10 protein-coding genes are annotated in these 13189 nt (G+C 59.5%); 7 read left to right on the top strand and 3 right to left on the bottom strand.

What is annotated here, in order from left to right; translation table 11 throughout:
* Positions 1-112: 112 nt before the first annotated feature.
* Both RZ517_RS05385 and RZ517_RS05380 read right to left on the bottom strand, forming a co-directional pair.
* Positions 113-1726 (bottom strand): ABC transporter substrate-binding protein, encoded by a 1614-nt coding sequence (locus tag RZ517_RS05385; RefSeq protein WP_338550439.1) that lies wholly within the window; start codon positions 1724-1726, stop codon positions 113-115.
* 118 nt (positions 1727-1844) lie between these two features.
* Positions 1845-2987, bottom strand: coding sequence for an aromatic ring-hydroxylating oxygenase subunit alpha (locus RZ517_RS05380; protein ID WP_338550438.1), 1143 nt, complete (start codon positions 2985-2987; stop codon positions 1845-1847).
* Positions 2988-3162: 175 nt separating this feature from the next.
* Between RZ517_RS05380 and RZ517_RS05375 the strand changes: the two genes are divergently transcribed.
* Genes RZ517_RS05375 through RZ517_RS05360 form a run of 4 tightly spaced genes read left to right on the top strand, consistent with a single transcriptional unit; the run spans position 3163 to position 7449 of the window.
* Positions 3163-4644, top strand: coding sequence for an aldehyde dehydrogenase (locus RZ517_RS05375; protein WP_338550437.1), 1482 nt, complete (start codon positions 3163-3165; stop codon positions 4642-4644).
* 12 nt (positions 4645-4656) lie between these two features.
* Entirely contained in the window at positions 4657-5691 is a 1035-nt protein-coding gene (locus RZ517_RS05370) for an LLM class flavin-dependent oxidoreductase (RefSeq protein ID WP_338550436.1), read from the top strand.
* A gap of 12 nt (positions 5692-5703) precedes the next feature.
* Entirely contained in the window at positions 5704-6507 is an 804-nt protein-coding gene (locus RZ517_RS05365) for a carnitinyl-CoA dehydratase (protein WP_338550435.1), read from the top strand.
* 3 nt (positions 6508-6510) lie between these two features.
* Complete coding sequence (locus tag RZ517_RS05360; protein WP_338550434.1) at positions 6511-7449, top strand: 3-hydroxyacyl-CoA dehydrogenase NAD-binding domain-containing protein; 939 nt, start codon at positions 6511-6513, stop codon at positions 7447-7449.
* A 115-nt stretch (positions 7450-7564) separates the two neighbouring features.
* On the opposite strand, the gene RZ517_RS05355 is transcribed toward RZ517_RS05360, so the two are convergent.
* Positions 7565-8635 (bottom strand): GlxA family transcriptional regulator, encoded by a 1071-nt coding sequence (locus tag RZ517_RS05355; RefSeq protein WP_338550433.1) that lies wholly within the window; start codon positions 8633-8635, stop codon positions 7565-7567.
* Positions 8636-8743: 108 nt separating this feature from the next.
* On the opposite strand from RZ517_RS05355, the gene RZ517_RS05350 reads away from it, so the two are divergent.
* The 3 genes from RZ517_RS05350 to RZ517_RS05340 are packed head-to-tail and all read left to right on the top strand — an operon-like array spanning position 8744 to position 12907.
* The gene (locus tag RZ517_RS05350; RefSeq protein ID WP_338550431.1) at positions 8744-9634 is read left to right on the top strand and encodes a 3-keto-5-aminohexanoate cleavage protein; all 891 of its coding nucleotides are present in this window, start codon (positions 8744-8746) and stop codon (positions 9632-9634) included.
* 10 nt (positions 9635-9644) lie between these two features.
* Positions 9645-10805, top strand: a complete 1161-nt coding sequence (locus RZ517_RS05345; protein WP_338550429.1) for an acyl-CoA dehydrogenase family protein — start codon at positions 9645-9647, stop codon at positions 10803-10805.
* 5 nt (positions 10806-10810) lie between these two features.
* Positions 10811-12907, top strand: a complete 2097-nt coding sequence (locus RZ517_RS05340) for an acetate--CoA ligase family protein (protein WP_338550428.1) — start codon at positions 10811-10813, stop codon at positions 12905-12907.
* Positions 12908-13189 lie beyond the last annotated feature (282 nt).

The raw sequence follows: 13189 nt of genomic DNA, 5'->3' as shown, positions 1-13189 counted from the left end.
ACGCGGCGTTCGGCCGAAGGCAGCCCAAGGCGTTTCGCGATAAACCTGACTGACAGATAATCGCGAAACGCAGTGGCCCTGACTGTACGTCGTCAGCGAATTTTGAAGCGCCTTAGGTTTTCATCCACCACCGTTCATAGGCGCGTGCCCCGTCCATTTCCCAGGTGCTGCCAACAGCTTCGGGATGACCAACTTTGTCGCTATGCGCATAGACATAGTTGGTGAACATCGGCACAATGGTGCCTCCGTCATCGCGCGCGATCATCGCCATTTCGCGGTACATTTCAGCCCGTTTGACGTCATCAAGCTCTGCCTTCGCCTGCAGCAGCAGCGCATCAAATTGCTCATTGCTCCAGAACGCTTCTGACCAGCTCGCACCGGTCTTGTAGGCCAGCGTGAACATCGTATCCGGTGTCGGGCGCGCGCCCCACTTGGAAAAGATGAACGGCTTTTTCAGCCAGACATCAGACCAATAGCCATCACCGGGTTCGCGGACCGGTTTGATGTTGATGCCCGCCGCTTTGGCCTGTTGGGCAAACAGAGTTACGAAATCAACCGCACCCGGCATGATCGAATCCGAGGCCGACATATCCAGATCAAGACTATCGAGGCCTGCTTGTTTGAGGTGGTACTTGGCCTTCTCCGGATCATAGCTGCGTTGCGGGATATCCTCCGGGTAGTAGGGCATGTTTGGCGAGATGTGGAAATCATTGCCGACGGTTGCCGTGCCAAAGACGATCTTTTCAACAAGCTCTTCGCGGTCGATGGCCAGCTTCAGCGCCATGCGCACATCGTTGTTATCAAACGGAGCTGTGGTGACATGCATGGGAAGGGTAACGGCCGATCCCGAGGGCAGGTTCAGAATGTCGATGCCCGGGCGCTGCCGCAAAAGTTCCAGTGTCTTGAGATCGACCGAGCTCACGGCATCAACGTCGCCCGAGACGAGCGCCGTTTGGCGGGCGTTGGGATCATTGATCGCAATGAGTTCCAGCGAGTCAAACCACGCCCCGTCCCTGTGCCAACCGTCATGCTTGCTCAGGCTGGCACGCACGCCAGGCTCCCAGCTGTCGACCTTGTAGGGGCCAGAGCCCATACCGCCGCCCCACGCGGCCTTGCCATCGGCATCGGCCGGTACAACCGCAATGTGGTAGTCTGTGAGAATATAGGGCAGATCGGCCAAGCCAGTGTCGAGTTCAATGACGACCGTGTGATCCCCATCCGCCCGCAGGTCCACGACATTGGCCAAAAGGGATTTCGCAGCCGAGGTCGACTCTTCGCCGAGATGATGGCGCAAAGAGGCCAGCACATCATTGGACGTCACCGCGCGCCCATCGTGGAACGTGGCATTCTGATTCAGCGCAAAGGTCCAGACCTTGGCATCCGCCGAAGCCTCCCAGCTGTCTGCAAGGTCGGGCCCCAACGTGCCATCGGGATTGACCAGCGTCAGGTAACTGCGAGAGGCATGCGCCAGTTGAATCATGAAAACCGACAGATATTGACCCGGATCCATGACATCGGACGTGTTTGCATCATGGATCGCGACGCGCAGGTGCCCGCCCTGGCTTGGCGTGGCCGCAGAGACTTGCGTGCTCCAAAGCGTGCTGGCGGCAGTTGCGGTCAAACCAGCGGCGGTTGCGTGGCCCATAAAGCTTCGGCGGCTGATGCCACGGGCACACCCTGCCGCGACGATGCGGTCAAGCACAAGCTTGTCTGTTTTGTGCGTCATCTTCATTCCCCTGTTGATTGTTATGTCTAGAGGTTAATGAGTGGGGTCTCCGTTGCACTGTAGATTTTTCGACAGATTGAACATAAGGACGTCCAAAATTCGCATACGCGCCACCGCCTCAACGGCCCATTTGCACGCCCATGTACTGGATGAAGTCCCATATCGTTCCTTCAAACTCATCTGGCGCAAGCGGACCGCCGGAAAAATTGCGCGTCCGCATGGCCAGTTGGAGCGTCTCCAGTTTTTCCTTATCCTCAACGTTGAAGGACTTGCACAGATTGACGTATGTCTGCGTCGCCTCAGCCTCCGGCGCATCCTCCTGACCCGTAACACCCCAGCGGATGTGCACCTTTTCAGGACCATCAGGCCGGATAATCATGAAAAGCGTGAAATCGGTGCCCATCCCCACCAGAAGATTGGGAAACACCCCGTACATGGGCGAGTTATTCCGCTCAAACTCTGTGAGGTCAGGATGAAACGGCTCACGCGGTGGGTAGTCGGGATCATAGCAGGCGTGAAACCCGGTCCAGGCGTCACCGCTGACCATTTTTTGACAGAGCTTGGTCGGTGTCACCGGGTGCAAGGTCGTCAGATGCGTCGCACTCAGGTGGTATCCTTCCATGAAATTCTCAAAAAGCGCCTTCCAGTTGCAACCCCAGACATCTTCTTCAAGAAAGACCAGATGGCGTTCGTCCTGATGGTAATTGCCAATAACCCCTTTCAGCCCTTCAAGACGTGGGCTTAAGGGTGCTGCTGTTCCATCAAGATTGACAAACAACCACCCCATCCAAACTTCGGATGCAAACTCCGGCAGGCTGCATTTCGATTGATCGAAACTGCGCTGATGCTTCATGAAAGGCGCAACCTTGAGCGCCCCGGCCGTGTCATAGGCCCAGGCATGGTAGGAGCAGACAAACTTACGAGCGCTGCCCCGCCCTTCGGCCACCAGGTTGCCACGATGGCGGCACACGTTTGAAAGCACGCGGATCACGCCATCTTCGCTATGCACCGCCAAAAGCTGTTCGCCCAAAAGTTCGGTTGTGAAAAAATCGCCGGGCTTGCGCAACTCGCCGACATGTCCGATGCACATCCATTCGCGGCGCAGCACCTCATCGCTCTCGGCTTCAAGAAACGCCGGGGACGTGTAGTAGAGCGCTGGCATCGCCCAGGCCTCCTCTGCGGGATGCCCCGCGCGCTTTTGCAATTCGCGTCGCAGATGCTCGACATCGTCTTTGGGCGGTTGCGGTGATTTATCGAGCATCGCGGTCCCCTTTTCGGTCTCACACGTCCAGTGTGATCACGCAGTGCGTGTCGGCGCAAGTCTGGCGATGCTGCGCTTTGCAGTATTTTTCGCCATCAAGTGACGAAAAACCGCATACGCCGCGTGATGTTCCCTCAAGAATGAGAATCGCGCCACAACACAGGGAGACCGCGCCATGGGGGATGTTCAGACCTATCAGATGTTGATCAACGGCGCCTGGGTGAACGCCGCAGATGGCGCGACGTTCGACAGTGTAAACCCGGCCACCGGGCAGGTCTGGAGCCGGGTGCCCGAAGCGACAGAGGCGGATGTGAACCGTGCCGTCGAAGCGGCGCATGAGGCGTTTCTGAACGGACCCTGGTCCAAGATGACTCCGTCCCAGCGCGGTCAATGTCTGCGCAGGCTGGCCGAGCTGTTGGCAGACAGGTCCGAAGAGCTTGGCCAGACCGAGACCATCGACACCGGGAAAATGCTGAAAGAGACCAAGTGGCAGGCAAAATACATCGCCGAGTTTTTTCAGTTCTATGCAGGCTGCGCCGACAAAATCAGTGGCGAGACACTACCCATCGACAAGCCGGACCTCTTTGTCTTTACCAAACGCGAGCCTTTGGGTGTGGTGGCCGCTGTGGTGCCGTGGAATTCGCAGCTTTTCCTGGTGGCGGTGAAAATCGGCCCGGCGTTGGCGGCGGGCAATACGGTGGTTTTGAAGGCATCCGAACACGCCTCTGCCGCGATGCTGGAGTTCGGCAAGCTGATTGAAGAGGCAGGGTTCCCGCCCGGCGTGGTCAACATCGTCACAGGCCATGGCGAACCGTGCGGACGGGCGCTGACCGGGCACAAGAAAGTCGCGCGCATATCCTTCACCGGCGGGCCGCGTGCGGCGCGGCATGTGCTGGAAAATTCCAAGAACAACTTTGCCGAAGTCAGCCTTGAGCTGGGCGGCAAATCCCCCTTCATCGTGTTCGAGGACGCCAATATCGAAAGTGCTGTGAACGCGTCCATCGCAGGCATTTTCGGCGCGACAGGTCAAAGCTGCGTCGCGGGGTCGCGGCTCTATCTGCATGAAGAGATTGCGGATGACTTCCTCGACCGCATGGTAACGCAGTCAAAAGAGATCAGGATCGGCGATCCGCTTTTGGACGACACACAGATGGGCCCGCTCTGTACCGTCGGGCAGCGCGATCATATCGAGCGTGAGCTGGCCCATGCTCAAAGCGAAGGGGCCGAGCTGCTCACCGGCGGCAAGCGACCCGAGGGAATGGAGGGGCTCTTCTTTGAACCCACGATCCTCGCCTGCCCGCGTCAGGATTTGCGCATTGTCGATACTGAGCTTTTTGGCCCCGTCCTCTGCGTGCAGCGCTTCAAGACCGAAGAGGAGGTCATCGCGCTGGCAAATGACACCGAACACGGGCTTGCTGCTGGCATCTTTACCTGTGACAGTGCGCGCTCGCTACGCATGGCCGACGCCGTGCGCGCGGGCATCGTCTGGGTCAATACTTACCGCGTAGTGTCCCCCATCGCCGAGTTTGGTGGCGTCAAAGGGTCGGGCTATGGACGCGAAAGCGGGTTTCAGGCGATGTACGACTACACAAGACCCAAGACAGTGTGGATGAACATGTCCGATGCGCCGATGGCCAACCCGTTTGTCATGCGCTGAGGGAGACGGGTCATGAAGTTCCAACTTGCTGTCAATCTGGAGCGTATGGACGATAGCGCAGATATGCGCGCGGTGCGCGATCACACGCTGGACATGGTGCAAATGGCTGAGGCCGGTGGCTTCAACATCGTTTGGGCCGCCGAGCATCATGCGTTAGAGATGACCATCGCGCCCAACCCGTTTCAGATCCTGACCTGGTGGGCCGAGCATACGGATCGCATCCGTCTTGGCACAGCTGTGGCGACGGCGGCCTATTGGCACCCGATCAACCTGGCCGGAGAGGCGGCCTTCCTTGATCTGATCAGTGATGGTCGGCTGGAATTTGGCATTGGATCAGGGGCGTATCAGAGAGAGTTCGACCGCATGCGTCCGGGGCTGAAGCAATCGGATGCCTGGCAATATATGCAGGAAATGCTGCCTGCCGTGCGTGCTCTCTGGCAAGGGGATTACGCGCATGAGGGAGACTACTGGCAATTCCCCACTTCCACTTCCTGCCCCAAGCCTTTGCAGTCAGAGGTGCCTGTCTGGGTCGCCGCCCGCTCGCCCATAACGTATGACTATGCCCTGCGCGAAAAATGCCATGTCATGAGCTGGCCTTTGACGCGGCCCTTCTCGGAGGCTGAGCTTTACAAGAAACATCTCGATGAGGCTGTGGCCAAGGCAGATAATGGGTTCCGCCCAACCTTCGCGATGATGCGCCATGCGGCGGTGTGGGACAATGAGGCCGACCGTCAAAAGGCGCTTGATGCGATCCGACTGGTGCTGGGTCAGTTTGAGAACCTGTTTCGCAATTCAGGTGGGGTAAGCAACGGATTTCCCGCGCAAATTCCGCTGGCCGAACTTGAGGGGCGCGAGCAGTATGATCCTGTTATGCTAGAAGAAAACCTGCTCTTCGGCACGCCCGATGTGGTGATCGAAAAGCTCAAGAAATACGAGGCTTTGGGCGTAGATGAATTCATTTACTATGCGTCCATGGGGCTTGATCTGGCGGCGCAGAAACGCTCGATGAAGCTGTTCTGCGACGAGGTCATCCCGGCCTTCCAGTAAGGAGACAATGCCATGTCAGACGGAGTGAAGGTGGTCCGGGAGGGCCATGTTCTTGAGGTCACGCTCGACCGGCCCAAGGTGAACGCCATTGACGTGGCCACTTCACAGGCGCTGGCCGCCGCGTTTCAGGAACTGCACGAGGATAAAGAGCTGCGCTGTGCGATCCTGACCGGGGGCGGCGACAAGATCTTTTCTGCCGGTTGGGATCTCAAGGCGCTGAATGCCGGGGAAATGAGCCTTGATAACTGGTGGGAGGCGGATGAGTACGGTTTTGGCGGCTTCACCGGGCTGACGGAAAACTGGGCGCTCAACAAGCCGGTGATTGCGGCGATCAACGGGCTGGCGATTGGGGGCGGGTTCGAGATGGCGATGGCCTGCGATCTGCTCATCGCGGCTGATCATGTGGAGTTCGGCCTGCCGGAAATGCCGCTGGGCATTGTGCCCGATGCCGGTGCACTTCAACGCCTGCCACGGCGCATTCCTCACAATATTGCGATGGAGATGTTCCTTCTGGGCCGCCGGATGAGCGCGACGGAGGCGGCGCATTACGGGCTGGTGAACAAGGTGGTGCCAGCCGATCAACTGATGGATGCTGCGCGGGAATGGGCCGCCAGCATCGCATGGTCGGCACCTTTGGCCATGCAGTCGGTCAAGGAGGTGCAGCGCGAGATCGAATGCCAGCCGCTGCAAGAGGCATTCCACAAGATGCGCACCGACCCGATGCCGGTCTATCGCAAGATGCTGAAATCCGATGATGCGGCAGAGGGCGTGGCCGCCTTTGTCGAAAAACGCGAACCCAAGTTCAAAGGCGAATAGGTGATGTACCCCGATCCAATGTCGATCACCCGGGTGGCCAGCCTTGGCGCGGGGCCCATCGGGGGCGGCTGGGCCGCGCATTTCCTCGCGCGGGGCTATGATGTCACCGCCTATATTCACGCCCCTGAAGAGCGTTTCGCGCTGATGTCGGTGATTGAAACCGGGTGGACCAGCCTGACGGCTTTGGGATTGGCTGAGGGCGCATCTTTGGACAGGTTGCGCATTACATCCGACCTGAGCGACGCGGTGGACGGCGCTGGGTTCATTCAGGAAAGTGCACCAGAACGGCTTGAGATCAAACAAGCGCTTTATGCGCGATTGGGAGAGATCGTACCGCCCAACGTGGTGATTGGCTCGTCGACATCGGGCATGACCATGACCGACATTGCCGCGACATGTCCAACGCCAGAGCGGTGTGTGATCGGGCATCCTTTTAACCCGCCCTACCTGTTGCCGCTTGTGGAAATCATCGGGGGCAAACAAACTGATCCTGCGGCAGTGGCCTGGGCCGCTGCGTTTTATGAGCATGCGGGCAAAGCGCCGCTGGTGATGAAAAAAGAAATCCCGGGCTTTGTCGCTACTCGCCTGCAAGAAGCGCTTTGGCGCGAGGCGCTGCATATGGTGGCCAATGGCGAGGCCACGCCGGAAGACATTGACATCGCTTTGAAAAACGGCCCCGCGCCGCGGATGGTGGTGCAAGGTCAATGTATGGCGTTTCATGTCGCATGTGGTGCGGGTGGCATGGCGACCAATCTCGATCAGTTTGGCCCAGCGCTCAAATGGCCCTGGACGCGGCTGGAGGCACCGGAGCTCACCCAAAAACTGCGCGATCGCATGGTGGAGGGATGCAACGCGATGGCGGGCGACCGGCATTTTGAGGATATGGCAGCAGAGCGGGACCGAAAGATCGTGGCCGTGCTCAAAGCGCTGCGCGACGCCTAAAGCCTTTTGCGTTTTATCCAACTCAGAACGAAACAGCAAAAGGCTCGCGCCAATTGAGTGTTGTGAGCGTTTTGCATTCAATCTTGTGGATCAGATTAAATGCAAAACGCTTTAGCTAGATGTCCTTGGGCAGGTCCTGCCGGACTTGCAAAGTATCCAGATATTTCGACAACGTCCCGGGCCAGGTCGGGGCCTGTTCTTGTTCCGGCCAGGCCTGGCGGTAGTCACTGGGGCGGCGGCCAAAGCAGTTGCGGAAGGCGAAGGCAAAGTGAGAGAGCGAATTGAAGCCGGAGGCGGCAGAAATCTCGCGCACGCCCAGATCGGTTGAGATGAGCAGAACCCGGGCATGTTGCAGACGCAAAAGCGTGCCAAACTGAACAATGGAACACCCGATGGCCTGTTTGAACTGACGTTCAAGCTGGCGTTGGGACATGCCGACGCGCTCTGCGATCTCGGGCACGCGCAGAGGCTCGCTCATGTGCTCCTCAATGACGTCAATCGCACTGCGCACCGCGGGGTGCAGATCATCAAAGCCGCGCCCCATGGTCTGGCGCTGTGGTGCATCGGCAGGGCGCACAGGGTGGTGCATGATGTTGTCGGAAATCTCTCCTGCCAGAGGCGCGCCGTGATCGTCGCGGATCAGCTGGAGCATCAGGTCGGTCGCGGCGGTGGTGCCTGCGCAGGTCATGACCCGGCCGCTGATGGTGTAAAGCTGCTCTGCAGCTAGGATTTTGGGGTATTTCTCTTGAAATCCAGCAAGATAAGACCAGTGCGTGGTGGCCTGTTTGTGATTAAGAAGCCCTGCGCGCGCAAAGATGTAGCTGGCAATTTCCAGCGCGCAGAGCCGCGCGCCCATGCGGGCCTGTCGGCGCAGCCAGTTGAACAGAACCGGATCATCAAAATGCTCGGCCCCCCAGCTTCCTGCGACCACGACCATGTCATTTCCAGTCAGTTTATAGGGCAAAGCCTTGCACGATAATTCCATGCCATTGCTGGCGGTGATTTGACCCGCCTGCACCGCATGGAAACTATGCTCATAGAGCGGCGTGCCAGACAGATAATTGGCCACACGCACCGGTTCCAGAAAACCCAAAAGGCCCATCATGTTAAAGCGCGGCACCAGGACACAAACGATGCGGACCGGGTTTACCGGGTTTGGGGCGTCTGTGTCTTTTGGCAAGATCATGCTGTCATCGCGATATCGTAATTTTCGCCATTGATACGGCAATCGCGGCGAAAAATCGATATTCATTCTGCCCTTGGGTTTCAAACTATCTCCAAAAGGGAGCGCACGATGAATTTTGAAACGATTGTCACATGTGCCGTCACCGGCGCCGGGGATACCGTGGGCAAGAGTCCGCATATCCCTGTCACGCCTCAGCAAATCGCCGATGCCGCAATCGAGGCGGCCAAGGCGGGCGCGGCGATTGCCCATATCCATGTGCGCGACCCGGAGACCGGCAAAGGCTCTCGTGATGTAGAGTTGTTCAAAGAGGCCGTCGATCTGGTGCGCGCCAGTGATACGGATGTGGTGATCAACCTGACGGCGGGTATGGGCGGTGACTGGGTGCCCTCGGAGGACGACCCTGCCCTGCCTGGCCCCGGCACGGACATGATCGGGCCGGAGGACCGTCTGGCGCATATCAAGGCGTGCCTGCCAGAGATTTGCAGCCTTGATTGCGGGACACTCAATTTCGGCAATGGCGAAGAGATCTATATCTCAACACCGCCCACCCTGCGGCGGATGGCGCAGCTCACGCAAGACTGGGGTGTGAAGCCAGAGTTGGAGGTGTTTGATCTTGGCCATATCCGATTTGCAAAGGCGATGATCGAGGAAGGCCTGATTGATGCGCCCCCGATGTTCCAGCTGTGCCTCGGCATTCCGTGGGGGGCCGATCAGACGGTCGAGACTATGGCGGCGATGAAGGCGCAGCTTCCGCCCGGGGCGAGCTGGGCGAGTTTCGGCATAAGTCGGATGCAAATGCCCATGGCCGCCGCAGCCGTGGCGCTTGGCGGGAATGTGCGCGTGGGGCTTGAGGACAATATCTGGCTGGATCGCGGCGTGCCGGCCACCAATGGTCAGCTTGTCGCCCGTGTGACTGAGATCATAGAGCGGATGGGCGGGCGGGCCTTGACCCCACAAGAGGCGCGCGACCAGCTCAACCTGCGTGGGGCAAACGCCTGAGGAGCATCACATGACCTTTCAAATGTCACATGAAGAAGAGCTGCTTTTGGCCACGGTGCGCGGGTTCATGGAGGACAACTTCTTTCCGCACGAAGATATGGTGGACCGCACCGGCGAGGTGCCTGAGGATTTGGGCCGCGAGATCGAGGCACGCGCCAAGGAACTGGGGCTTTTTGCCTGCAACCTGCCAGAGGAAGTAGGCGGCGGCGGTCTGGGTCCGCGTGCGATGCGGCTCATCGAGCGGGAATATGGCAAGACCACTCATGCGCTGCATTCCTGGGCGGCAAGACCTACCGAGATTTTGCTGGCCTGTGCGGGCGATCAGCGCGAACTCTATCTGTTACCTGCCGTGCGCGGGGAGAAGCGAGAGCTTTTTGCTCTCACCGAACCCGAGGCCGGGTCGGACGCCATGGGGATGAAGACGACCGCTGTGCGGGACGGCGCAGACTGGAACCTCAATGGCTCAAAGCATTTCATTTCCGGGCCTTGCATGCCTGATTTCGCCATCGTGTTTGCGGCGACGGGCGAAGACGAAACCCCGCGTGGCCCCCGCAAGCGGGTCACGGCGTTTCTGGTGGATGTGGGATTGCCGGGTTTTGAGTGTCGCGAGGGCACCAAATCGGTCAGTTACCGGGGCTACAAGACCTATGCGCTGAGTTTCGATGATGTGCGGCTTGGCCCCGATCAGATCCTGGGCGAGGAAGGCAAAGGCTTTGAGGTGGCCAATCAATGGTTGAGCATGGGGCGCATCTGGGTCGGTGCGTCGTGCTGTGGCAAGGCGGAGCGTATTCTGGAGATGTCCACTGAATGGGCCGCCACACGGCAGCAGTTTGGCAAACCGATTGGTCAGTTTCAGGCCACCGGGTTTCGGCTGGCGGATGGGGCGATGAGCCTGCGCGCCGCGGATCTGATGGTGGAAGACGCGGTGCGCCGTCATGAGGCCGGGCATATGGCCGATCAGGATGCGGCGATGGTCAAGGTGTTCTGCTCGGAGATGCTGGGCCGGATCGCGGATGATGCGGTGCAGATTCATGGCGGTATGGGGCTGATGGAGGAATTGGCCATTCAGCGGCTCTGGCGCGACTCGCGACTGGAGCGGATCTGGGACGGGACATCGGAAATTCAGCGCCATATCATCACCCGGTCCATTCTGCGCCCGCTTGGGGCCTGATCCCGGTGACGCCCGCCAAACGTCAGAACTTTGAGCGTCTGCTCAACCCGCGCCACATCGCCTTTGTGGGCGGTGCGGATGCGGTTGTGGCGGTTGGCGAGACGCGGCGCGCGGGATTTCAAGGCCAGATGTGGGTGGTCAATCCAAAGCGTGACACGCTGGCGGGGATCGCCTGCGTCCCACAGCTTGAGGATTTGCCGGAAGCGCCCGATGCGGTGTTTCTGGCTATCCCCGCCGCTGCGGTGTCCGATGCGGTACGTCGCCTGGCGCAGATGGGGGCTGGAGGCATTGTTTGCTATTCTGCGGGCTTCGGCGAGGCGCATGCGGCGGGGCGCGCGTTGGAAGAGGACGTGCGGGCCGCTTTGGGCGACATGGTTCTGATTGGGCCGAATTGTTATGGGCTGATCAACTACATTGGTAAATCAGCGCTTTGGCCTTTTGCGCATGGCGGGAGCTGTCCAGGCTATGGCGCGGCGATTATCACGCAATCGGGTATGTTTTCCTCGGACATCACCATGAGCCAGCGGTCTTTACCCATGGCCTATATGATGTCGGTTGGCAATCAGGCGGATCTGGGTTTGACGGAACTGGTTGACCTTTTGTGTGATCGCGAAGAGGTCCGCGCCATCGGGCTGCATATCGAGGGGCTGTCGGACGTTCCGGCCTTTGAGCGTGTGTCACTCAAGGCGCTTCAGGCGGGCAAGCCCATTGTCGCGCTCAAGACCGGACGCTCGGCTATTGGCCAAAGCCTGACGCTCAGCCACACAGGTTCGCTGGCGGGGTCGAATGAACTCTACGAGGCGCTTTTTGCCCGGACGGGGATCATCAGCGTGACCAACCCGTCGCAGTTTCTTGAAACGCTCAAATATCTTTGCGTTGTTGGGGCACCGGACGGCAAGGAGGTGCTTGGGTTCACCTGTTCGGGCGGGGGAGCTACGATGCTGGCCGATCATGGCGAGGCGATTGGCCTGCGCTTTGCCGGTTTTGATGCGACAGCGCAGGATGTTCTGGCCGATCTGTTGCCGCCCATTGCCACGGTGAGCAACCCGCTGGATTACACCACGCCGATCTGGGGTCAGCCGGAACACACCAGACCGGTCTTTGCCAAGGCGTTGGAGCTGGCCCAGGCGCAGGCTACCGTGCTGGTGCAGGATTACCCAGCACCGGGGCTTGATGAGACCGAGCAGCTTTATCTCAATGACGGGCTGGCCTTTGCCGAGGCGGCGGCGAAGACGGGGGTTCCTGCCGCCATATGCGCGACGATCCCGGAAAATATGGGCGCGCATATTCGCGAGGCGTTCCTGGCCCGGGGCGTGGCGCCGATGCAGGGCATTCATGAGACGCTCAATGCGATCCGGGATGCCGTTTGGTGGAGCACGGCGCGCAAACGTATTTCAAGTGCTGCACCGAAACCGCTCATCCTTGCGGCGTCACCAATTCACACCCGCATTCTAAGCGAAGCTGCGGCCAAGGACCGATTGGCGGATGCAGGTTTCCCGGTGCCTGCGGGTCGACAGGTGCCTGGGGAGGAGCTCGCCTCAGCGGCGCGTGATTTCGCCTACCCCGCCGTTCTGAAAATGATGGGGCCGGCGCTGGCCCATAAAACCGAAGCGGGGGCTGTGGCGCTGAACCTGTCTTGCCCTGATGCGCTTTTGAAAGCTGCGGATGACATGCGAGACGCCGTGGCGCGGTATTCGGATCAGGCGGTCACGGACAGTTTTCTGGTGGAACCTATGGCCGCGCCGCCCCTGGCCGAACTGGTGGTGGGCATACGCCATGACGCGCAGTTCGGGCTGGCCATGACATTGGGCAGCGGCGGGGTTCTTGTAGAGCTTGTCGGCGATGCGGTTTCTCTGTTGTTGCCAGCGATACCGGAAGACATCGAGGACGCGCTCAATGGGCTGCGCGTGGCGCGCCTTTTGGAAGGTTTTCGCGGTCAGCCCACGGCGGATAAAAACGCCGTCGTGGCGGCCCTCTGCGCCCTGGCAGATTTTGCCATCGCGCATGTGGACGAGATTGCGGAGATCGAGATCAACCCGCTCTTTGTCTACGAAAAGGGCGTCATGGCCGTTGATGCGCTTATCCAGACATGCGAGCCCTAGCATGACAACGGCCACACGCAGGTGACATGGCCGGGGGATACCGGGTCAGTTTTCTGTGGCACCCAACACTGGATCGGGCCCTCGAGATAACCGGCGCCCTAGCTGCGCGGCACTTCGCCCGCATCCCCTATCCACCCCAAGAGATCGCGGATGGCATCCCGTGGGTCCGGCTAACAAGCAACGAACCGGGCATAGAGTTTCGCAGAAACATTGCGCTGCGGCTGCCGAGCACGGGCCCGATCACCAGTCCCGGCAGACCGTTTGAGCTGCGTTCTACCATTG

Source organism: Roseovarius sp. S88, assembly GCF_037023735.1.
GTDB lineage: Bacteria > Pseudomonadota > Alphaproteobacteria > Rhodobacterales > Rhodobacteraceae > Roseovarius > Roseovarius phycicola.
Note: the sequence above shows the minus strand (reverse complement) of the source record. Positions and strands in the feature narration are given on the sequence as shown.

Bases quoted from the DNA above. Each gene is read 5' to 3' on its own strand.
- RZ517_RS05385 (WP_338550439.1), bottom strand. From the start codon at position 1,726: ATGACGCACAAAACAGACAAGCTTGTGCTTGACCGCATCGTCGCGGCA.
- RZ517_RS05380 (WP_338550438.1), bottom strand. From the start codon at position 2,987: ATGCTCGATAAATCACCGCAACCGCCCAAAGACGATGTCGAGCATCTG.
- RZ517_RS05375 (WP_338550437.1), top strand. From the start codon at position 3,163: ATGGGGGATGTTCAGACCTATCAGATGTTGATCAACGGCGCCTGGGTG.
- RZ517_RS05370 (WP_338550436.1), top strand. From the start codon at position 4,657: ATGAAGTTCCAACTTGCTGTCAATCTGGAGCGTATGGACGATAGCGCA.
- RZ517_RS05365 (WP_338550435.1), top strand. From the start codon at position 5,704: ATGTCAGACGGAGTGAAGGTGGTCCGGGAGGGCCATGTTCTTGAGGTC.
- RZ517_RS05360 (WP_338550434.1), top strand. From the start codon at position 6,511: ATGTACCCCGATCCAATGTCGATCACCCGGGTGGCCAGCCTTGGCGCG.
- RZ517_RS05355 (WP_338550433.1), bottom strand. From the start codon at position 8,635: ATGATCTTGCCAAAAGACACAGACGCCCCAAACCCGGTAAACCCGGTC.
- RZ517_RS05350 (WP_338550431.1), top strand. From the start codon at position 8,744: ATGAATTTTGAAACGATTGTCACATGTGCCGTCACCGGCGCCGGGGAT.
- RZ517_RS05345 (WP_338550429.1), top strand. From the start codon at position 9,645: ATGACCTTTCAAATGTCACATGAAGAAGAGCTGCTTTTGGCCACGGTG.